Source organism: Photobacterium salinisoli (assembly GCF_003614885.1).
Classification (GTDB): domain Bacteria; phylum Pseudomonadota; class Gammaproteobacteria; order Enterobacterales; family Vibrionaceae; genus Photobacterium; species Photobacterium salinisoli.
Genome location: NZ_QZMS01000007.1, coordinates 1,500,310 through 1,520,034, shown reverse-complemented (window position 1 = coordinate 1,520,034; position 19,725 = coordinate 1,500,310). Strand labels below are relative to the sequence as shown.

Below are 19,725 nucleotides of genomic sequence, written 5' to 3'. Positions count from 1 at the left end.
TATCGGTTGGTGTTATATTATAACATTATCAAACTTCTTTTCATTGAATATTTTTAGGGTAGGTAGATGTTGCGTTTTCGAGCCTGGTACTTTGCGGCAATGGTGTTGGTACCCTTTGCGGTTTCGGCAAACAATGTGCATGTTGTGACCACTGTACATCCGGTGAATCTGATCGTGCAGGAACTGGTCGAGGGTGCAGGCCAAAGCGAAACCCTGTTACCTGCTGGCAGCTCCCCTCATGACTATGCTTTACGTCCATCTGATGTGGAAAAGCTGAAAGCCGCAGATCTGGTGGTTTGGGTCGGCCCGGAACTGGAATCCTTTCTGACTAAGATACTCAGTGGGCAGGAAAATGCGCTTTCACTGACTTCACAAGAGACCATTTCTTTCCGGGATTATGAAGGTCATGAAGACCATGACAGTCACGAAAGTCATGGCGGTCACGATAGTCATGAAGGTCATGAAGGGCACGAACACCATCATGATGGCATCGACCCGCACCTTTGGCTGGGGCCGGAACAGGCAATTCAGGTCGCAAAAGTGATCAGTGCTGCATTGATTGAACAGGATCCGTTGAATCGTGCGCAATATGAGGCTAACCTGTCCCGGTTCATTGTCAGTGTTAATGATACTGTACAGAACCTGAAAGAGCAGCTTCAGCCTGTGCGTCATAAAGGGTACTACGTTTTTCACGATGCCTATGGCTATTTTGAAGAAACGTTTGGTTTACATAATCTGGGACACTTTACGGTTTCACCGGATCGCCGTCCAGGCGCAAAAACCTTGATCGCTATCCGCAATACGCTAAAAAAATCACAGGTTAATTGTATTTTCAGGGAACCGCAGTTCTCACCTGCGGTCATTAACAGTGTCATAAATGGCAGTGACATCAAAATTGGAACCCTGGATCCCATGGCAACGGATATTGCCCCTGGCCAGGGAGGTTATGTTCGATTCCTGCAAGAACTCGGACGAAGTTTTACCGAATGTCTTAAATAAATAACAATGAAAATATTTACGGTTGCAGCCCGACGGTTTTATCAGCTCCCCCGTCAACACCGAATTGCGCTTGCTTCTACATCACTTATCGTTGCGGCTGCCCTTATGTGGCAGCCTTCTGTCGTCCATTCCCCCTCTTACGGTTCGCGCAGCGATGCTGAGCAGCGGCGTGAAGTCCCGCTGCTGCAAGAAGAGATCCTGTCACTGTCCGAACAAAACAGTGAACCGCTTGGTGTCGTGCTTGACCCAGAAGACCCAGATTTCCAGGTGCCCAAAGATGAGCTGGAACAACAGCTGGATCAGGCCACTGATGTTGCGCATTCCCACAAAGTGTCTTCCGGCGAAACCTTGGGTGAAATCTTTACTCAGTATGCGTTGCCTATTTCCGACATGTACAAACTGATCGAGGCAGATAAATCTATCCAGTTTTTACGTGTCGGACAAAATATTGGCTGGTCGCTGGATGAAGAAGGGCGGATCGGCGAGCTGTCTATCGAACGCAGTGCGAAACTGACGGATACTTATACGCTGACCTCAAAGGGTTATGAGCATAAAGAAGTGGAGCGTACCGGCGAATTTAAACCTGTACGTTTAACAGGGCGTGTTTCCGGCAGTTTCTATCAGTCGGCCCGTTCAGCCGGTCTGTCACCAACCCAAATTCAGACGCTGGTCAAAGCGCTGCAGTGGCGGTTTGATCTAGGTAAAGAAGCACGTAAGGGCGACCGCTTTGCCATTACGCTTGAACGCGAATTTATTGATGGTAAAGCGGTGGGTCAGGGTGAAGTGAAGGCCCTGTACTATATGAACCGTGGTCAGGAACTGTTTGCCATGCGCTATGACGATGGTGAGTTCTATGACGAGGATGGTCGAAGCCTGAATCGGGCACTGAGCCGGTATCCGACCCGGAAGCGTTTTCGGATCAGTTCATCCTTTGATCCTCATCGCAAGCATCCCATCACACGCAGAGTCTCGCCACATAACGGAACTGATTTCGCAACGCCTGTCGGTACGCCCGTACTGGCTACAGGCGATGGTGTGGTAGTCAAAGCGCAAAAACATGCTTTGGCGGGTAATTTCATCATGATCAAACACGGCCGGGAATACTCAACCCGCTACCTTCATCTGAGTAAGATATTGGTAAAAGTCGGGCAGAAAGTCCGTATGGGCGACAAAATCGCATTGAGCGGTAATACCGGACGTTCCACCGGTCCGCATCTTCATTATGAGTTGCTGAAATACGGACGTGCAGTGAACGCTATGAAGGTACCGCTGCCTCAGGCTGAACCTGTGCCCAATAAAACCCGGACCGATTATCGCAAACTGGCGAACCGGGAAAGACAGAACCTGCTGGCGGTTATGCCGGGGTGACAAAAAAAACGCATCATTCGATGCGTTTTTTTGCTTTAAAGGCTGTGTTACAGCGACGGGCTTATCGTGCGTTCAGTGCTGGATGCATTAACCTATCGACTGCTCGGCTGGGCTATCTATGCCGGCGTAAAGCCGTCTATCTGACCAAATAGTAATTTCAGCCTTTCAACCAGTTGTTGTCGCTCTTGTTCGCTGCGCAGGCTGCCGTCGGTATTTCCCCAGACTGGCCCTGGCCAGGCAATGTCTGTCGTAAAACGGGCGATATGATGGATATGAAGCTGAGGTACTAAATTGCCTAAGGCACCAATATTGATTTTATCTGGGCTGAAATAGGTCTCAAGCAGTTGGGCTGTTGAGCTGGACTCTATCATCAACTGTTGTTGATCCGTGGCAGACATATGATGAATTTCACGCAGTGCGTCATATCTGGGGACCAGAATCAACCAAGGACCAATGGCTTCTTTTGACAGTAGCACACGGCAAAGCGGTAAATCGCCAATCAACTGAGTATCCGCGCTTAGTCTCGGATGAAGGGTGAAACTCATGGAAATATTCCTTCTTTCTATTAAGTGCTTCACAAGTCAGCTATCAGGTCACAACAAAAAACCATCGCACCGTGCAAGCTCGCCCTAGGATAAACTAGAACATATAAGCACGGAAGCGGCTTAACTAACTCAGAGTCATTGTTATGACACAGGCAGGGGGAAACCATGGCAGAGTGTGAGGAAGTGCTTACCTATTGGTTCGGAAACCTGAAAGGGGAAGTCACCGAACAGGATAAGCAGTCACTGTGGTTTAAAGGCGGGGATGCGGTAGATCGTGAGATCACGGAACGTTTTCGGGATCTGGTCAGCCGTGCTGGTCAGGGTGAGCTTAATGCATGGACAGAAACGCCTAAGGGCACGTTGGCGCTGATTATTTTGCTTGATCAGTTCAGTCGTAATATCTACCGGGGTTTAGCGGCCGCTTTTCGCTATGACTCTTTGGCGCAGGCAATATGCAAACGTGGGCTGGCGAAGAATTTTGATCGCGCGTTGACCCCTATTGAGAGAGTGTTCTTTTATTTGCCGTTAGAGCACTCAGAAGCACTGGAAGATCAGGAAGAGAGTGTGTTCCGTTTTGATCAATTACGTCAGGAGGTCATGGAAGGACACAAGGCTAAATTTGACGAGTTTTATCAGTACGCCGTCAGCCATTTCCAGGTCATTAAAAATTTTGGCCGGTTTCCTCACCGCAATGCTGTTTGTGGCAGATTATCGACTCAGGATGAGATCAGTTATCTGCACCAAGCCCCGAGATATGGACAGTAAACGGGTTATAAAACAGGCAGCACCCGGTTTCGGCCAAGGTTTTTTGCCTGCAATAGATATTTATCGGCTCTGGCCAGCACTGCCAGGCCGTTTTCTTTTCCTGTTTGTTCGGCAATACCAAATGACGCTGTGATAGAGCTAACGGTGTTTCCCGATTGTTTGTCCTGCACAGCAATGCCGGAGAGGGTCTTACGTAATTTTTCAGCTTTGTCTCTGCTTTGTTGCAGGTTGGCGCCTGGTAAAATAATGACGAACTCTTCGCCGCCGTAGCGATAGGCCTGCATACCTTGCTCGCACCAGACCTGGAGGTGTCGGGCAACAGAGCAGAGTACTCGATCGCCCATTAAATGGCCAAATTCATCATTGAAGGTTTTAAAGTTATCAATATCCAGCAAGATCAGACTGAAAGCTGTGCCGTGCTGGATACAACTGCTGAGATCTTGCTGAAAGGCGCGGCGGTTGAGCAGTCCGGTCAAGGGATCTTCGTTGGCACATTTGAGGCTGTCTTTCAGGGCTTTTCTCAGATTCTCAATTTCTTTATTCGCGTTTTCCAGTTGCTGGTTCAAAAGCGTACTGGATTGATGCATGTGTCTGGATTCACCCAGTAATTCTTGTACCAAATCATTGGCTTCATGCACGTTAACCCCCTGATCGGCTTTCTGGCTCAGCCGCTGGCAGGTCCGGGATAACGCTTGATGGAATGCCTGCGTTTCTTTTCGAGATCCGCTCATGGTGTGGCAAAGCTCATCCATGATGGCTTGCAGGCTATGGCTTATCTGTCCTTGTTCACTGGCAGGGTGATGGGCCAGATGGGTTCGGTAAAGTGAATCACTCAGGCTGGGAGGGCAATGGCCGTATTGCGCTAAACTCTGGTCTATGGCCTGAGTGAGAATAGGGTTCTGATTCGTGGTATAGCTGTACCACAGTGCGTAATTCACCGGTGTCGTGGGGACTTTATGTTTGATCATCAGTGGAATGGCTTTACGTAAGGTCTGAGTTGACGTGAGAAATTCGTCAGTCATACCGTCGTCGGTTTCGTGTGAGTCATTGAGGCTCATTGCAACATTCCATGTAACAGAAAAAGGCCGGTACCCAAAAATTTGTATCAAAAAAGCCTTCTAAGAATACCCCAGAAGGCTGTCTATGTTTAGCTTTGCTTAATTAGATAAATGTGATGTTCTGCCAGATTACATACGTTCCAGTGTTTCAATACCCAACAGATCCAGTCCTTGTTTGATGGTTTTTGCTGTCAGCAGCGCCAGTTTCAGGCGGCTTTGCTTAACGGGCTCATCGGCATTCAGAATTGGACAGGCCTCGTAGAAGCTTGAGAAATTACCTGCCAGCTCAAACAGGTAGCTGCACATAACGTGTGGATGACCTTCACGGGCCACTGTTTCTACAGCTTCTTCGAATTGCAGCAGTTTTGACAGTAGCACTTGCTCTTTCTCGTCATTAATCACGACAGGGTGCGTCAGCTCACTTTCGTTCAGACCTGCGCGTTTAAACACAGAAATGACACGGGTATAGGCGTATTGCATGTAAGGCGCGGTATTACCTTCGAAGGCCAGCATGTTATCCCAGTCGAACACGTAATCTGTAGTACGGTGTTTTGACAGGTCGGCATACTTAACAGCGGCCATAGCGACGGTCGATGCAATCTTGGTTTTCTCTTCAGTATCGAGCTCAGGGTTTTTCTCTTCGATCAGGACCTTAGCGCGTGATTCCGCTTCATCCAGCAGATCAGCCAGGCGAACGGTACCGCCAGAGCGTGTTTTGAACGGACGGCCGTCTTTGCCCAGCATCATGCCGAAAGCGTGGTGCTCCAGCGACACATCGTCAGGGATGTAACCAGCTTTGCGGACAATAGTCCATGCCTGCATCAGGTGTTGGTGCTGACGTGAATCGATAAAATAAAGTACACGGTTTGCATTAAAATGCTCATAGCGGTATTTCGCACAGGCAATATCCGTGGTTGTGTACAGGAAGCCACCGTCACGTTTCTGGATGATAACCCCCATAGGCTCACCATCTTTGTTTTTGAACTCATCCAGAAAAACGACCTGAGCGCCATCGTCTTCAACGGCCAGCCCTTTCGCTTTCAGATCGGCGACTATGTCTGCCAGCATGTGATTGTACATGGACTCGCCCATCACGTTGTCGCGGGACAGAGACACATTCAAACGATCGTAGTTATACTGGTTCTGCTCCATGGTCACATCGACCAGTTTCTTCCACATATCGGCACAGTATTGATCGCCACTTTGCAGTTTCACTACATAGTTACGGGCGCGTTCTGCAAAGGCTTCATCTTCGTCATACAGCTTTTTCGACTCACGATAAAATGCTTCAAGATCGGCCAGCTCCATAGAGATCTCGCCAGACTCTTGCTGCACTCGTTCCAGGTTGGCAATCAGCATGCCAAACTGGGTGCCCCAGTCACCGATGTGATTAGCACGAATAACATTGTGACCGAGAAATTCCAGCGTACGTACCACAGCATCACCAATGATGGTGGAACGCAGGTGACCAACGTGCATTTCTTTCGCGACATTAGGTGCAGAGTAGTCGACAACAATATTTTGTTTTTCCTGTGTAGCTACACCCAGGCGCACGTCAGTCAGTGCTTCTTCTGCTTGTTCGGCAAGCCAGGTTTTATTCAGAAAGATGTTAATGAAACCTGGGCCGGCGATTTCGACTTTCTCGGCGATATCGCCCAGATCGAGTTGATCGATGACTTTCTGTGCAAACTCGCGCGGGTTAGTTCCCAGTTTTTTCGCTACACCCATTACACCGTTGGCCTGATAATCACCGAACTGTGCTTTGGCTGACTGACGAACCGCTGCCGGGCTGCCTGCCGGGGCACCGGCCGCTTCGAGCGCCTGGGAAACTTTATCGTTAATGAGTGCTTGAATGTTCACACGTCTATCCTTTAAATCGGTCTGTAGCCTGGGTGCCAGGCAAAAGTCTTGGGTATTCAATAAACTATGCAGTTTGGTCTTACACCTGAACCGGTCGGAAGCGTGGTCAGCAATACACCAGAAAAGGTGAAAACAACCCTGTCTGATGTTTTATGAAAAAGGTCATCCGGGTAGTGCTGACGGGAGCTTGCTGGCTGCACAGGCGGCTGCATGGATACTAAAAATAGTTAGCTGTAATAATACCCATAAATACGGGGCAGTTGGCAAGGTGTAAAGTCGATAGAAGCTGAATTTTTTCTCATGGCTATGGCAGGCTGAAGGCTTGTTGCTCAGGCTTTTGCTGACAAAGATTCTGTGGATAATGGGCGGCCTGAGATCAGTGAGGAGAAATCACATGCAAGATTTACAGCAGGCAAATCTTAAACCGGAACAGATGCTGGCACAATTACCTGAATTTATGGGTAAAATTGAGAGGCTTGCTGAACAGCTTGGGTTGGATCTTTCAGCTTGTCAGGCCGATCACATTGCCCTGCGCGTTAATAGTACGGCGTTAGCGACGGCATTGCATCAGGCATGGCTGGCACACGGTGAAGAGTGGTCAACCAATGTGATCAATGGCCGGCCTATTGTTGTGATTGGTTTTCATCAGCCTGTGCAAGCGGGTCAATGGCAGATTGAAGCACTTGAACTGCCTTATCCGGGCGATAAAACATACCCGGTTCAGGGGTGGGAGCATGTTGAGTTTGTCGTGCCTTGTCAGGCGTCAACCACAGAGGAATTAAAAATGGCTCTGGATGCGCGTTTTCCCGGATTGGACTGGGACAACCTGAAGCAAGCCGGTATTGAAGTGAAAGCCAGCTCACCGGCAGGAGAGAAAGAGCGGTTGGCTAACCCGACCTTTGCTTTTAAGAAAGACGGCGTATGCATTAAGCTGCATCCGTGTTCACTGAAAGCTGTTATCGAGAGTGAAGGCTGATCTGAGCCATAAAGCCAGGGCGGAGAAGTGAGGAACACTTTTCCGCCACAGGTTTACAACACCACGGTACGATTACCGTAAACAAATACTTTATCTTCTACTACCAGGCTGAGTGCCTTGCTCAGAACAGATTTTTCGACATCACGGCCTGAGCGGGCCATATCTTCTGCACTGTAGTTATGATCAACCGGAATGACGTTCTGGGTAATGATTGGCCCTTCATCCAAATCATTGGTGACAAAATGGGCTGTGGCACCAATGATTTTCACCCCGCGCTCATAGGCTTGCAAGTAAGGTTTAGCACCAATGAAAGCAGGAAGGAAACTGTGATGAATATTGATAATTCGGTGCGGAAACTGAGCCACAAAACCAGGCGTAAGAATACGCATGTATTTTGCCAGCACCACATAATCGGGAGAATACTGGTTTACACAGTCCAGTAATTTGGCTTCATGCTCTTCACGGCTTAAACCTTCATGGCAGACATGGTGAAAAGGGATGTCAAACTTTTCAACCAGGCCAGCCAGTTTGTCGTAGTTGCCAACGACAGCGGCAATCTCAATATCCAGTGTACCGTCATAGGCTTTGACCAGGATATCTCCCAGGCAGTGAGCTTCTTTGGTCACCATAATCACGACTTTCTTGCGGGCAGAACTCACCAGGCGACGATGGCTGCCTTCTGGCAGGGCGCGATCCAGATCAAACAGAAAAGTCTCATCATTAAACACGCCTTCCAGCTCAGTGCGCATAAAGAACTGCCGATGGCGGTGATCGACGAATTCTTTGTTATGGATAATGTTGAGTTGATGTTTGTAACAGATGTTGGTGATCTTAGAAATCAATCCCATGGCATCCGGGCAATCGGTGAGCAGGGTTTTCTTTTCCATGGTGTCCTTATGTTGCGTGCATATATGTATTAGTTGTGTCATTAATTATTTACATGGCTTTGATTTCGACGTCAAAAGGTTTTGTGATCTGACTCAATAATTTTTGCGGGCAACTGCTGCTGGCTGTTACGGGGCAATCTTGGCATAATCTCGAAAGATACTGGATAAATAACCAATAGATTGGCGCTCATGATTGCAAAATTCTTTCAACCCGGCGGTGCATTGGAAAAGGCGATACCTGGTTTTCAGGCACGTCAGCCTCAGATTGATATGGCAGAAGCGGTCGGGCGGGCAATTAAACACCAGCAGCAACTTGTGGTAGAAGCGGGTACAGGCACAGGCAAAACCTTTGCGTATCTGGTGCCAGCCTTGATTAAGGGCCATAAAACCATTATCAGCACCGGCTCGAAAAACCTGCAGGAACAGCTTTTCTACCGGGATTTACCTTTGATGACACAGGCGCTGGGCTATACAGGCAAAGTGGCATTACTGAAAGGGCGCTCAAATTATCTCTGTCTGGACAGGCTCAGCCGTCAGATTACTGAAAGCCACGGTGGGTTTGTTGATCAGGGCATGCTGAGCCAGCTGGTGACGATTCGCAGCTGGTCTTCAGCCACTAAAACCGGTGATATCAGCGAATGTGATTCCATTGCGGAAGACAGCCCGGTGATCCCGACTATTACTTCCACCAACGATAACTGCCTGGGGCGTGAGTGCCCGTCTTTTGAAGACTGCTTTGTGGTGAAAGCGCGGCGAAAAGCCATGGATGCGGATGTGGTGGTCGTTAACCACCATTTGTTTATGGCGGATCTGGCGATCAAAGAGACAGGCTTTGGCGAGCTGATCCCGGAAGCCGATGTGTTTATTTTTGATGAAGCCCATCAGATCCCTGATATCGCCAGTCAGTATTTCGGTCAAAGTCTGTCGAGCCGGCAAGTGCAGGATCTGGCCAAAGACATTACCATTGGCTATCGCACTGAAGCGCGGGATATGCGTCAGCTGGAAAAAACCGCTGACAGGCTGAGTCAGGCCGCGGCTGATATGCGTTTGGTGATGGGAGAACCCGGCTATCGCGGCAACTGGCGTGAAGCGGTGAACAGCCCGGCCATTCAACGTGAGCTGACGCGGCTGAATGATGCGCTGGATCTGGCGCATGACGTGCTCAAACTGGCACTTGGGCGCAGTGAGCTGCTGGACGCTGCCTTTGAGCGAGCCACCTTGCTTAAAGCCAGGCTGACACGTCTGTGCGATACCTCTATCACCGGCTATTCCTATTGGTATGAGTGTACCCCCCGCCATTTTACTTTGCATATTACGCCGTTGTCGGTCGCAGAAAAGTTTCATGAGCAGATAGAAAAGCAAAAAGGCGCCTGGATATTTACCTCAGCGACACTGGCCGTTGATGAAGATTTCAGTCATTTCAGCCATCGCTTAGGGCTGCAGCCTGCGGAGCAGATGTCGCTGACCAGCCCGTTTGATTATCAGCAGCAGGCGTTGCTCTGTGTTCCTCGCTTTTTACCTGAGCCCAACAGTCACGGGCTGGCGGCCAAATTGGTAACTCTGATGGCGCCTGTGATTGAGGCCAATCAGGGGCGGTGCTTTTTCCTTTGTACCTCACACCAGATGGTACGGGATCTTGCAGAAGGGTTTCGCGCCTGCCTCGATTTGCCTGTACTGGTTCAAGGAGAAACCAGTAAGCAAAAACTGCTTTCAGAATATCTGGAATTGGGAAATGCGCTGCTTATTGCAACAGGTGCGTTCTGGGAAGGTATTGATGTTAGAGGGCAGGCGCTGAGCTGTGTTATTATCGACAAACTTCCCTTTACCGCGCCGGATGACCCGTTATTGAAGGCGCGGATAGAAGATTGTCGTCTGCGTGGCGGGGACCCCTTCGCGCAAGTTCAGATACCGGATGCGGTCATTACCCTCAAGCAGGGGGTAGGACGGTTAATTCGAGACCAGCAGGATAAAGGTGTGCTGGTTATCTGCGACAATCGTTTGGTCACGCGCCCTTATGGCGCTGTATTTTTGAGAAGTCTGCCGCCGATCCCCCGCACGCGGGATGTTGACGGTGTCGGACAATTTCTGTCTGGATTGCACGCCGAGCAGGATGCAGCAGACAGCCAGCATTCAGAGGCTTGAATGAGCAGTAAGATTTTAGCGGTTGATACCGCGACTGAAAATTGTTCTGTTGCGCTTTTAGTGGGCAGTGAAGTGATTGCGCGTTGCGAATTTGCGCCGCGTGAACACACCACCAAAATTTTGCCTATGGTTGATGAAGTCCTCGCCGAAGCGGATTTGCGTTTAACCCAGTTAGATGCGCTGGCGTTTGGTCGTGGCCCTGGAAGCTTTACCGGTGTGCGGATTGGCATTGGTATTGCTCAGGGACTGGCATTTGGTGCCGGTTTGCCCATGGTCGGTGTGTCTACACTGGCTGCCATGTCCCAGGGAAGTTACCGTTTGCATCAGGCCTGTCATACCCTGGCGGCGATTGATGCGCGTATGGGCGAAATTTACTGGGGACAATATCAGCGTCAGCAAGATGGTGACTGGTTGGTACTGGGTGAGGAAGCCGTACTGCATCCTGAGCAGGTATCAGAGCGTTTGATTGCTGTACCGGATACCTGCTGGTTTACAGCTGGAACCGGCTGGCAAACCTATCAGGAACAATTACAGGCGTTGGCTGTCGAAAAACAAGCCAGCACAGTGCTTTACCCTGAAGCTCAGGATATGGCATGGCTGGCACAATTTGCTCTGCAGCGTGGTGAAGCCGTAGACGCTGAACATGCCAGCCCTGTCTATCTGCGCGATGAAGTGACATGGAAAAAATTGCCCGGCCGTGAATAATGGTTAATCACAGCTAACAAGACACACAGGTCAATATGGTCAACATACCCCGTTTACCGACAGCAACGCAGGCGCCGCAACGATCGAAGCGAACCGATAAGCAGCGAAAGGCTGAGCAGACCGCTACACCTGTTTCTCAGCCGACTGTGATTGCTAAAGCGGTAGCGGAAACGATCAAGGATCAGGCTTTTATCGAAGAGGTTCAGGCCAAAGTGCAGTACGACAGCCCGCAGGGTAAAAATAAGCAGGCATTGTCGGCTTATCTCGACGTGCTGCACCAGGCTAAACGGGAAGAATACTCTCATTTGTTAGGCGTGGATTTTTACGTTTGAGCTTCGATGCCGGCAGAGTATCAGTCGCGAATTTCTCTTTTTGAAAAGGATCCTGTGGTGAAAAAATCTATATTGGCACTTGCCTTGATGGTACTGAGTGGTTGCAGCCAGCTGCCAGACAATTTGCAAACTTCGACCGAGACACCAGTCACTGATTTAACCGTAGTGATTGAAGACCCTCAGGGCGTACAGGGTAAAGAGGTTCGCCTGGGAGGTGTGATAGCCTCTGTCGCTAACGAAGCGTCACGCACGCGGCTGGAAATTGCCAGCCTGCCCATAGACAAATCAGGTAAGCCTGAGCTGAACGCGGCACCCCAGGGACGATTTATCGCTTATATCGATGGCTTTGCCGATCCCATCGAGTACGCTCAGGGTAAACTGGTGACCGTTGCCGGCCAGTTGCGAGGAAGTGAAGTGGGTAAGATAGGTGATTTCGATTACACCTATCCTGTGGTGTTTGCAAAAGGCCAGCAGATCTGGCAAGTCAAAGAGCAGATACGTGTTGATGATGTGAGTGCCTACTACCGTTGTCTTGGTATCCGTTGCCAGTACATCCACTATGGTTTGAGGCCGGATAATCTGGATGTCCAGTATCGCGTTACCCCCTAGTTAAAGACTACCTACCTGATTGAACAGCGAATCTGACTATGATGTATGAAAGCCGTTTACCGCTGGCTGACACTGAGCTGGCGGTAATCACGTCTTTTTCTCCTTGCCGGGAAAGCATAAATCAGGGTGTGCTTATACCAATAAGCGACTCTGACAGAGGTCGTCCGACGCTTTTGTTTCTGCACGGATGGCACGATAACGCAGCCAGCTTTTCTGTGCTGTTTGAGCCACTGGCTGCGAGGTTTAATCTGGTTGCTCTGGACTGGCCCGGGCATGGTCTGTCTGCACATCGTCAAACAGATAATTATTATTATTTCATGGACTATGTCGATGATCTGGCTCAGATCATACAGTCTCTGTCATCTCAAAACCTGATGCTGGTTGGCCATTCTTTGGGCGCACTGGTTGCGGCAGCCTATGCTGGTGCCTTTCCCGAATCGGTCACTGGACTGGTGCTGATCGAAGGGCTGGCGCCGCTCCATGAAAGAGCTGAGCTGGTGCCTGAAAGGTTGCGTCAGGGGATTGAAAGCCGGATCAGGCGCAGGCAACGCCAGCCTGCAGAACTTAAACTGGATTCGTTTGAGGCCGCATTATCTGTTCGTTGTCGGGTTAACGGATTAACACCCGAGCAGCTCAGACCACTGGTCCAGCGAGCGACCTATACCGATGGCCAATACTGGTACTGGCGTCACGACGATAAATTGCGCTGCGACTCGTTGTTCAGGATGACAAAGGAGCAGGTTAAGGCGCTGATGCGGCACATTGAGTGTCCGGTATTGTCAGTGATCGGTGATAAAGGCTTTTCTTATCTGAAAGAACCGGATGCTGGCTTGTCATGGCTGAAACGGGCCGTACAGGTAGTGATACCCGGTGGTCATCACTGTCATCTTGATAGCCCGCAGCTTGTCTGTGAGCAGATTTTGCTGCTCAGCTCAAAAATCAATAAGCTGGTCTAATCAGTTGTGTTAATTCAATGTTAATTGTGCTGTAATGCTTGTATAGAACAAGTGTTTGAATGTCCCGCTACAGCCATTTTTGGCGCTTGAAGCCCTAATAAATATAAGGAGAGTGCATGGTGGATAAGGTTTGGCTTAACCGCTATCCGGATGATGTACCGGCTGAAATCAACCCTGATACTTACACGTCATTGGTTGAACTGTTTGAACAGTCCATCCATAAATATTCCGATCAAACGGCCTATATCAATATGGGCCAGGTGATGACTTTCAGAAAACTGGAAGAACGCAGCCGTGCATTTGCGGCCTATCTGCAAAATGACCTGAAACTCGAAAAGGGTGATCGGGTGGCTGTCATGATGCCAAACCTGCTTCAGTATCCTATCGTGCTGTTCGGTATTCTTCGTGCCGGTTGTGTGGTGGTTAATGTCAACCCACTCTATACACCACGCGAACTGGAGCATCAACTGAATGACTCTGGTGCAAAAGCCATTGTGATTGTGTCGAACTTCGCCCATACGCTGGAGAAAATCGTCGACAAAACCAGCGTCGGGCATGTCATTTTAACCAGTCTGGGGGATCAGCTTTCCCGGCCAAAAGGCACGCTGGTTAATTTTGTGGTGAAGCACATTAAAAAGATGGTTCCTAAATACCACTTGCCGCATGCCACCTCACTGAATCATTCCCTGAAGCGCGGGCGCAGAATGCAATACGTGAAACCTTTCATTTCAGGAGAGGATATCGCATTTCTGCAATACACCGGAGGGACAACTGGCGTAGCGAAAGGTGCAGTGCTGACGCACAGAAATATGATTGCCAATGTGCTGCAGGCGAAAGCGGCCTACGGACCCATTTTGCATGATGGCCGTGAATTGGTAGTAACAGCGCTTCCGCTGTATCACGTTTTTGCTCTGACGGTGAACTGTTTGCTGTTCATTGAAATGGGTGGCCAGAATCTGCTGATTACCAACCCCAGAGATATTCCAGCTTTCGTCAAAGAATTGAAGCGTTATCCGTTCACTGCGCTGACTGGCGTTAACACACTGTTCAATGCGCTGCTCAATAATGAAGATTTTCTGGAACTGGACTTCAGTCGTCTGCACCTGTCTGTAGGTGGCGGTATGGCTGTACAGCGTGCCGTTGCGGAGAAATGGTTAGCAACGACCAAGAACTATTTGCTGGAAGGTTATGGTCTGACTGAGTGTTCACCGCTGGTGGCCGCTTATCCGCATAATCTGACTCAATACAATGGTTCAATCGGTTTGCCTGTGTCTTCGACAGATATTCGTATTGTGGATGAAGAAGGTAACGTTCTGGCGATTGATCAAACCGGCGAACTGCAGGTCAAGGGCCCTCAGGTCATGAAAGGTTACTGGCAGCGTCCTGAAGCCACGCGTGAGGTGCTGACAGAAGACGGTTGGTTATCGACAGGCGATATTGTGCGCTTTGACGAAGACGGTTTCTTGCATATCGTTGACCGCAAGAAAGATATGATCCTGGTCTCCGGCTTTAACGTTTATCCTAATGAAGTTGAAGATGTCGTCGCCCTGCACAGCAAAGTGCTGGAAGTGGCGGCAATCGGCCAGCCGGATGAAGCCTCGGGTGAAGTGGTCAAGGTTTGTGTAGTGAAACGTGATCCCAGCCTGACCCGTGAAGAATTGTTGTCGCATTGCCGTCAATACCTGACCGGTTATAAAGTGCCTAAAGTGGTGGAGTTCAGAGATGAACTGCCCAAAACCAATGTCGGTAAAATTCTGCGCCGGGCACTGCGTGAAGAGTCAGATAAGGTAGCGCAAAAAGAGACAGCACAAGCATAATCCTGAAATTTAGGATAAACTTGTTTCAAGTTCAGTGCCGGCTTAAATAGCCGGCACTTTGTTTTGTGCCAGCTGTCAGTATTCATCAGAAAATGGCGTTAAGACACAAAGAAAAACAGGCTGGTATCTGCTTGTTATGTTGAAAAAGGTGAGTTTTGAAATTTGAGATTATAACCACGAATGACAGACTGGCTGAGGTTTGCCAGCAGGCAAGTCAACAACAGGCGGTAATGTTGGATACCGAATTTGTTCGTACCCGGACCCTGTTTGCTCAGTTGGGGCTGATCCAGCTTTATGACGGCGAACTTTTATCTTTGATTGATCCCCTCAAGCTGACAGACATGTCGCCGTTATGGGCGTTACTGAAGGACCCTGATGTCGTGAAAGTGCTGCATGCCTGCGGTGAAGATCTGGAGGTGTTCCAGTCTGTTGCCGGTTGCATGCCATCACCTATGCTGGATACTCAAATCATGGCGGCCTTTATAGGTCATGGCTTGTCCACGGGCTTTGGTGCCTTAGTGCAGGAATATCTGGGTATTGAACTGGAAAAAGGCGAAGCCAGAACGAACTGGCTTGCTCGTCCCCTGAGTGATAAGCAACTCGATTATGCCGCCGCAGATGTTTTTTACCTGCTGCCTCTCTATCAGCAGCTTCTGGCAAAAGTGGAAGCGAAAGGGTGGATGGATGCCCTGCGTCAGGAATGCGCAACCATGCTGGTGAAACGCAGCCGTGTTCCTGATCCGGAGCAAGTTTACACAGACATAAAGAATGCCTGGCAGCTATCTCCTAAACAATTGGCTATCTTACAGAAGCTGGCTTCCTGGCGTCTTCAGGAAGCGAGAAAGCGAGATTTGGCGCTTAACTTTGTGCTGAAAGAGCTGCATCTTTGGAAAATTGCCCGTTATGAGATCACTTCAAAAGCGGTGATGGCTCAGGAAGGATTTGATGAGCGCGAGATTCAAAGACATGGCAACCGTTTAATTTCCATTGTGAAAGACGTTGAAAAAATGAGCCAGCTGGATTATCCGCAGCCACTATTCCGTCTGATGGAAATGCCCGGTTACAAACAAATGGTCAAACGCATTAAAGATGAAGTGAATGCCGTGGCGAAAGAAACAGGGCTGGCGACTGAGTTTCTTGCCTCGAAGAAGCAAATTAATCAGTTGCTGAGTTGGGCATGGAAGAAGGGCTGTCCAGAAGATCAGCTGCCTGAAATCTTGTCTGGCTGGCGAAGAGCACTGTTTGCTCATCGGGTCTTGCCTCTGGTTCAGGCTTAAAGCTGATACGGTAAAAATTAAATCAGCATTTGAAAAAATCCCCGGCGAACCGGGGATTTTTTTATTTTTCATCGGGCAGGGTGACATTGAGTTCCAGTACCGACAGGTCTTCTTCTTTCTGATCGAGGTGTACCGTCACATGCTCAGGAGAGACATCGACGTAACGGCGTATAACCTCCAGAATATCCTGTTTGAGCTGGGGCAGATAACTCGGATTACCCATACTCGCGGAGCGACGTTCAGCAACAATGATCTGCAGCCTTTCTTTCGCCACACTCGCGGTCGACTGTTTTTTGGGGCGGAAGAACTCTAGCAAAGCCATAGTGTGGTTAGCCTCCAAATATGCGTTTCAGGAAGCCTTTTTTCTCTTCCTCTAAGAATCGGAATGGGCGGTCTTCACCCAGTAAGCGTGCAACAGTGTCCTGGTATGCCTGACCTGCATCTGAATCGTCGTCAAGGATAACGGGTTCACCTTTGTTTGATGCATTCAGAACAGACTGGCTTTCAGGTATGACGCCCAGCAGTGGAATGTGCAGAATTTCTTCAACATCTGCAACACTGAGCATATCTCCATGAACTACACGTGAAGGGTTATAGCGAGTCAGCAATAAATGTTGTTTAACCGGCGATTCACTGTTTTCGGCTCGACGGGATTTAGAATCGAGAATGCCAAGAATACGGTCTGAATCACGTACAGAGGCCACTTCAGGATTGGTGGTGACTATGGCTTCATCGGCAAAGTATAAAGCCATCAGAGCGCCTGTCTCTATGCCCGCCGGTGAGTCACAGATGATAAAGTCGAAACCCAGTGCATCTAATTCAGACAAGACTTTTTCGACCCCTTCTTTACTCAGGGCATCTTTGTCTCTGGTTTGTGAAGCCGGCAACACGAACAGGTTGTCGACACGCTTGTCTTTAATCAACGCCTGATTAAGTTTGGCCTCGCCATTGATAACATTAACGAAATCATAAACAACGCGGCGTTCACAGCCCATAATCAGGTCCAGATTCCGCAGGCCGATATCAAAATCAATGACGGCCGTTTTTTTACCTTTTAAGGCCAGGCCGGACGCAATGGCCGCACTGGAGGTCGTTTTACCAACCCCACCTTTACCTGAGGTCACCACGATAATTCGTGCCATCTGTATTATTCCTTTTCAAAGTTATACAGCCAGATGCTCTATATTTAAATTGTTGTCAGTCAGAGAGATAGCGACACTTTTTCCCCAAAAAGCGTCTTCAATTTTGTCGCTTAGCCAATAATTACCAGCAATAGATATCAACTCCGACTGTAAATTATGGCAGAAAATCTGAGCATGAGTTTCGCCGCTGGCGCCGGCAATCGCCCTACCACGCAAACACCCATAAATATGGATACATCCATCAGCAATAATTTCAGCACCTGCACTGACATGATTCAATACGACTAGATCGCAATTTTTTGCATAAATCTGCTGCCCCGATCTAACCGGGGTACGAATCACTTTTGCAGGCTCCATGACCGGACTGGTGGCTCTGGCCTGCTTGGCCGCATTCATGATGGCAAAGCCGGCTGATTTTGCCTGTGCCTGCTGGTGAGATGGCTTGCAGCCACTGATCCCTACAGGGATCATACCCGCATCCTGAATGCCTTTCCGAAGTTGTTCGAAATCAAGTGCTCTGCCAGCCTGACTGACATCAATCACCAGCGGCGCATGGGCAAAGAATGCCGGTGCTTGCTCCACTTTGTCCTTCAGGAAACTGATTGCCTGTTCTAAGCCGCCGTCAGCCAAGTGTAAAGATGAGAGCGTGTAACTGCCCCCTTTTAGTTCTGCCGTTTTTGTCATGGCTTATTCATCTTACGCGGACAATTTCGCGTTCAGGTACGTTATCACATAGGTTATAGCATGTTATATTCCCGGGAAGGTCTCAGCAAGTTCTCCTTGTCAGAGTTCGGTATAAAGTTTAAATGATAGCCACAATAGTGAATGCAGAACGCAGATGCGTCCTGATCATGATTCGGGTTGGAATGTTTTCTGCTTTTTGTGGTCAGATAACGGTGATTGGTAACCTGCAGGTCAGCTCATGTTTTGTGCAATTTATAAAAGTTCTAAAAAAGAAAACACCTATTTATATATCAATACCAAAGATGATTTTTCAGATGTACCTGAAGCCTTATTGAACACTTTTGGTACACCTCAGTTTGTAATGGTGCTAAAACTGAGTAATGAGAGGAAGTTAGCATTGGCGGATATCAATAAGGTACGGGAAATGCTCTCGACCCAGGGTTATTATCTGCAAATTCCGCCACCTGTGACTAACCTTCTAGACGAATACAAAGCAAAAAAGTCAGAAAATAATACATGACGATGAAAGGGTGGATATGCGTAAGCAATGGGTAGCTGTCTTTGTGTCCTTAGGACTGGGCCTTGCATCGCCGATACTGTCGGCTGATGAAAGTTTTGATAATTATGTCTCCGGGCTAAAGCAAGAAGCGCGTGAGAAGGGGATTGATGATTCGATTCTTGAATCCGCCTTCGCTGATGTCACATTCATTGAACGTGCAGTTAAAGCTGATAAAAATCAGCCAGAAAAGAAATTAACGCTGGATGAATATTTACCCAGAGCCGTTCCCCAGTGGAAAATTGAACAGGCGAACAAGTATTATCAGCAGCATAAACAGGCACTGGATCGTATCGGGCGTCAGTATGGTGTTCAGCCTAGGTTTATCGTGGCATTGTGGGGAGTGGAAAGTAATTTTGGCCGCTTAACCGGCTCCTATAATGTCATAGAAGCGTTGACGACGCTCGCCTATGAAGGTCGCCGTGAAGCCTTCTTCCGTGAGCAGGTAATGGCGGCTTTAACTATTTTACAGCAAGGCCATATTGCTGCAGCAGATATGAAAGGCTCCTGGGCCGGTGCAATGGGACAGCCTCAGTTTATGCCGACTTCATACCTGACCTTTGCCGTTGACGGAAATGGTGACGGTAAAGCCGATATCTGGAAAACGGAAGATGATGTTTTTGCTTCTGCAGCCAATTACCTGAGCAAATCAGGCTGGGATGACAAATACACATGGGGACGGCAGGTACGTATTCCTGAGGGATTGAGCGACAGCCTCAAAGGTGTGGAATCCCAAAAGGTGAAATCGCTGTCAGAGTGGGAGCAACTGGGTGTTCGCCGGTTAAATGGTACTGCGCTACCTAAGGTGGATGTCAGTGCCTGGCTGGTGCAGCCAGACGATAATCACGGCAGAGCTTACTTAGTGTACGGTAATTATCAAACATTATTAAAATGGAACCGGTCGCATTATTTTGCGTTAGCCGTCAGCACGCTGGCAGACAGTATTCGATAGCTGCCGATTTAGCTGAACAAAAAAACGACATTCAGAATTAATTGCGAATAATAAAAAACCCGGCATTAATGCCGGGTTTTTTGATGGGAGCTTGA

20 protein-coding genes are annotated in these 19,725 nt (G+C 48.9%); 13 read left to right on the top strand and 7 right to left on the bottom strand.

The window, feature by feature from the left end; translation table 11 throughout:
• Positions 1–66 precede the first annotated feature (66 nt).
• On the top strand, positions 67–999 hold the full coding sequence (znuA, locus tag D6M16_RS07650; protein WP_420812211.1) for a zinc ABC transporter substrate-binding protein ZnuA: 933 nt from the start codon (positions 67–69) through the stop codon (positions 997–999).
• 6 nt (positions 1,000–1,005) lie between these two features.
• Entirely contained in the window at positions 1,006–2,367 is a 1,362-nt protein-coding gene (gene mepM / locus D6M16_RS07645) for a murein DD-endopeptidase MepM (protein ID WP_120511284.1), read from the top strand.
• Positions 2,368–2,483: 116 nt separating this feature from the next.
• Here the strand turns inward: mepM and D6M16_RS07640 are convergent, their stop codons facing one another.
• Positions 2,484–2,912: an HIT domain-containing protein gene (locus D6M16_RS07640; protein ID WP_120511283.1), complete on the bottom strand. Its 429-nt coding sequence runs from the start codon at positions 2,910–2,912 to the stop codon at positions 2,484–2,486.
• 165 nt (positions 2,913–3,077) lie between these two features.
• Here D6M16_RS07640 and D6M16_RS07635 point away from each other — a divergent pair, with 165 nt between their 5' ends.
• On the top strand, positions 3,078–3,677 hold the full coding sequence (locus tag D6M16_RS07635) for a DUF924 family protein (RefSeq protein ID WP_120511282.1): 600 nt from the start codon (positions 3,078–3,080) through the stop codon (positions 3,675–3,677).
• A 5-nt stretch (positions 3,678–3,682) separates the two neighbouring features.
• On the opposite strand, the gene D6M16_RS07630 is transcribed toward D6M16_RS07635, so the two are convergent.
• Both D6M16_RS07630 and argS read right to left on the bottom strand, forming a co-directional pair.
• Entirely contained in the window at positions 3,683–4,735 is a 1,053-nt protein-coding gene (locus D6M16_RS07630) for a GGDEF domain-containing protein (RefSeq protein WP_120511281.1), read from the bottom strand.
• Positions 4,736–4,864: 129 nt separating this feature from the next.
• Positions 4,865–6,595: an arginine--tRNA ligase gene (gene argS / locus D6M16_RS07625; RefSeq protein WP_120511280.1), complete on the bottom strand. Its 1,731-nt coding sequence runs from the start codon at positions 6,593–6,595 to the stop codon at positions 4,865–4,867.
• Between the two features lie 394 nt (positions 6,596–6,989).
• Between argS and D6M16_RS07620 the strand changes: the two genes are divergently transcribed.
• Positions 6,990–7,571, top strand: a complete 582-nt coding sequence (locus D6M16_RS07620; protein ID WP_120511279.1) for a VOC family protein — start codon at positions 6,990–6,992, stop codon at positions 7,569–7,571.
• Between the two features lie 53 nt (positions 7,572–7,624).
• Here D6M16_RS07620 and purU read toward each other — a convergent pair whose 3' ends face one another.
• Complete coding sequence (gene purU / locus D6M16_RS07615; protein WP_027253486.1) at positions 7,625–8,458, bottom strand: formyltetrahydrofolate deformylase; 834 nt, start codon at positions 8,456–8,458, stop codon at positions 7,625–7,627.
• A 189-nt stretch (positions 8,459–8,647) separates the two neighbouring features.
• Here purU and D6M16_RS07610 point away from each other — a divergent pair, with 189 nt between their 5' ends.
• The 7 genes from D6M16_RS07610 to rnd all read left to right on the top strand — a co-directional run bounded on the left by D6M16_RS07610 (position 8,648) and on the right by rnd (position 16,296).
• Positions 8,648–10,600, top strand: a complete 1,953-nt coding sequence (locus D6M16_RS07610) for a DNA repair helicase YoaA (protein WP_120511278.1) — start codon at positions 8,648–8,650, stop codon at positions 10,598–10,600.
• On the top strand, positions 10,601–11,305 hold the full coding sequence (tsaB, locus tag D6M16_RS07605) for a tRNA (adenosine(37)-N6)-threonylcarbamoyltransferase complex dimerization subunit type 1 TsaB (protein WP_120511277.1): 705 nt from the start codon (positions 10,601–10,603) through the stop codon (positions 11,303–11,305). It abuts the gene before it with no gap.
• Between the two features lie 35 nt (positions 11,306–11,340).
• Positions 11,341–11,637: a chromosome partitioning protein ParA gene (locus D6M16_RS07600; RefSeq protein ID WP_120511276.1), complete on the top strand. Its 297-nt coding sequence runs from the start codon at positions 11,341–11,343 to the stop codon at positions 11,635–11,637.
• A 57-nt stretch (positions 11,638–11,694) separates the two neighbouring features.
• The gene (locus D6M16_RS07595; RefSeq protein ID WP_240435546.1) at positions 11,695–12,246 is read left to right on the top strand and encodes a Slp family lipoprotein; all 552 of its coding nucleotides are present in this window, start codon (positions 11,695–11,697) and stop codon (positions 12,244–12,246) included.
• A 38-nt stretch (positions 12,247–12,284) separates the two neighbouring features.
• Entirely contained in the window at positions 12,285–13,202 is a 918-nt protein-coding gene (locus tag D6M16_RS07590; protein WP_240435545.1) for an alpha/beta fold hydrolase, read from the top strand.
• Positions 13,203–13,321: 119 nt separating this feature from the next.
• Positions 13,322–15,019: a long-chain-fatty-acid--CoA ligase FadD gene (fadD, locus tag D6M16_RS07585; protein WP_120511913.1), complete on the top strand. Its 1,698-nt coding sequence runs from the start codon at positions 13,322–13,324 to the stop codon at positions 15,017–15,019.
• Positions 15,020–15,174: 155 nt separating this feature from the next.
• Positions 15,175–16,296 carry a ribonuclease D gene (gene rnd, locus D6M16_RS07580; RefSeq protein WP_120511274.1) on the top strand — a complete coding sequence of 374 codons (1,122 nt, stop codon included), beginning with the start codon at positions 15,175–15,177 and terminating at the stop codon, positions 16,294–16,296.
• Between the two features lie 61 nt (positions 16,297–16,357).
• Here the strand turns inward: rnd and minE are convergent, their stop codons facing one another.
• The 3 genes from minE to minC are packed head-to-tail and all read right to left on the bottom strand — an operon-like array spanning position 16,358 to position 18,122.
• Positions 16,358–16,618 (bottom strand): cell division topological specificity factor MinE, encoded by a 261-nt coding sequence (minE, locus tag D6M16_RS07575; protein ID WP_027253478.1) that lies wholly within the window; start codon positions 16,616–16,618, stop codon positions 16,358–16,360.
• Between the two features lie 7 nt (positions 16,619–16,625).
• Positions 16,626–17,438 (bottom strand): septum site-determining protein MinD, encoded by an 813-nt coding sequence (gene minD, locus D6M16_RS07570; RefSeq protein WP_120511273.1) that lies wholly within the window; start codon positions 17,436–17,438, stop codon positions 16,626–16,628.
• A gap of 21 nt (positions 17,439–17,459) precedes the next feature.
• Positions 17,460–18,122, bottom strand: coding sequence for a septum site-determining protein MinC (gene minC, locus D6M16_RS07565; RefSeq protein WP_120511272.1), 663 nt, complete (start codon positions 18,120–18,122; stop codon positions 17,460–17,462).
• Between the two features lie 238 nt (positions 18,123–18,360).
• On the opposite strand from minC, the gene D6M16_RS07560 reads away from it, so the two are divergent.
• Positions 18,361–18,642, top strand: a complete 282-nt coding sequence (locus tag D6M16_RS07560) for a YcgL domain-containing protein (RefSeq protein WP_120511271.1) — start codon at positions 18,361–18,363, stop codon at positions 18,640–18,642.
• A gap of 16 nt (positions 18,643–18,658) precedes the next feature.
• On the top strand, positions 18,659–19,630 hold the full coding sequence (locus tag D6M16_RS07555; protein WP_120511270.1) for a lytic murein transglycosylase: 972 nt from the start codon (positions 18,659–18,661) through the stop codon (positions 19,628–19,630).
• Positions 19,631–19,725: the final 95 nt, after the last annotated feature.

Excerpts from the sequence above, each read along its gene's own strand:
- znuA (WP_420812211.1), top strand. The coding sequence starts at position 67 with ATGTTGCGTTTTCGAGCCTGGTACTTTGCGGCAATGGTGTTGGTACCC.
- mepM (WP_120511284.1), top strand. The coding sequence starts at position 1,006 with ATGAAAATATTTACGGTTGCAGCCCGACGGTTTTATCAGCTCCCCCGT.
- D6M16_RS07640 (WP_120511283.1), bottom strand. The coding sequence starts at position 2,912 with ATGAGTTTCACCCTTCATCCGAGACTAAGCGCGGATACTCAGTTGATT.
- D6M16_RS07635 (WP_120511282.1), top strand. The coding sequence starts at position 3,078 with ATGGCAGAGTGTGAGGAAGTGCTTACCTATTGGTTCGGAAACCTGAAA.
- D6M16_RS07630 (WP_120511281.1), bottom strand. The coding sequence starts at position 4,735 with ATGAGCCTCAATGACTCACACGAAACCGACGACGGTATGACTGACGAA.
- D6M16_RS07620 (WP_120511279.1), top strand. The coding sequence starts at position 6,990 with ATGCAAGATTTACAGCAGGCAAATCTTAAACCGGAACAGATGCTGGCA.
- purU (WP_027253486.1), bottom strand. The coding sequence starts at position 8,458 with ATGGAAAAGAAAACCCTGCTCACCGATTGCCCGGATGCCATGGGATTG.
- D6M16_RS07610 (WP_120511278.1), top strand. The coding sequence starts at position 8,648 with ATGATTGCAAAATTCTTTCAACCCGGCGGTGCATTGGAAAAGGCGATA.
- tsaB (WP_120511277.1), top strand. The coding sequence starts at position 10,601 with ATGAGCAGTAAGATTTTAGCGGTTGATACCGCGACTGAAAATTGTTCT.
- D6M16_RS07600 (WP_120511276.1), top strand. The coding sequence starts at position 11,341 with ATGGTCAACATACCCCGTTTACCGACAGCAACGCAGGCGCCGCAACGA.
- D6M16_RS07590 (WP_240435545.1), top strand. The coding sequence starts at position 12,285 with ATGATGTATGAAAGCCGTTTACCGCTGGCTGACACTGAGCTGGCGGTA.
- minE (WP_027253478.1), bottom strand. The coding sequence starts at position 16,618 with ATGGCTTTGCTAGAGTTCTTCCGCCCCAAAAAACAGTCGACCGCGAGT.
- minD (WP_120511273.1), bottom strand. The coding sequence starts at position 17,438 with ATGGCACGAATTATCGTGGTGACCTCAGGTAAAGGTGGGGTTGGTAAA.
- minC (WP_120511272.1), bottom strand. The coding sequence starts at position 18,122 with ATGACAAAAACGGCAGAACTAAAAGGGGGCAGTTACACGCTCTCATCT.
- D6M16_RS07560 (WP_120511271.1), top strand. The coding sequence starts at position 18,361 with ATGTTTTGTGCAATTTATAAAAGTTCTAAAAAAGAAAACACCTATTTA.
- D6M16_RS07555 (WP_120511270.1), top strand. The coding sequence starts at position 18,659 with ATGCGTAAGCAATGGGTAGCTGTCTTTGTGTCCTTAGGACTGGGCCTT.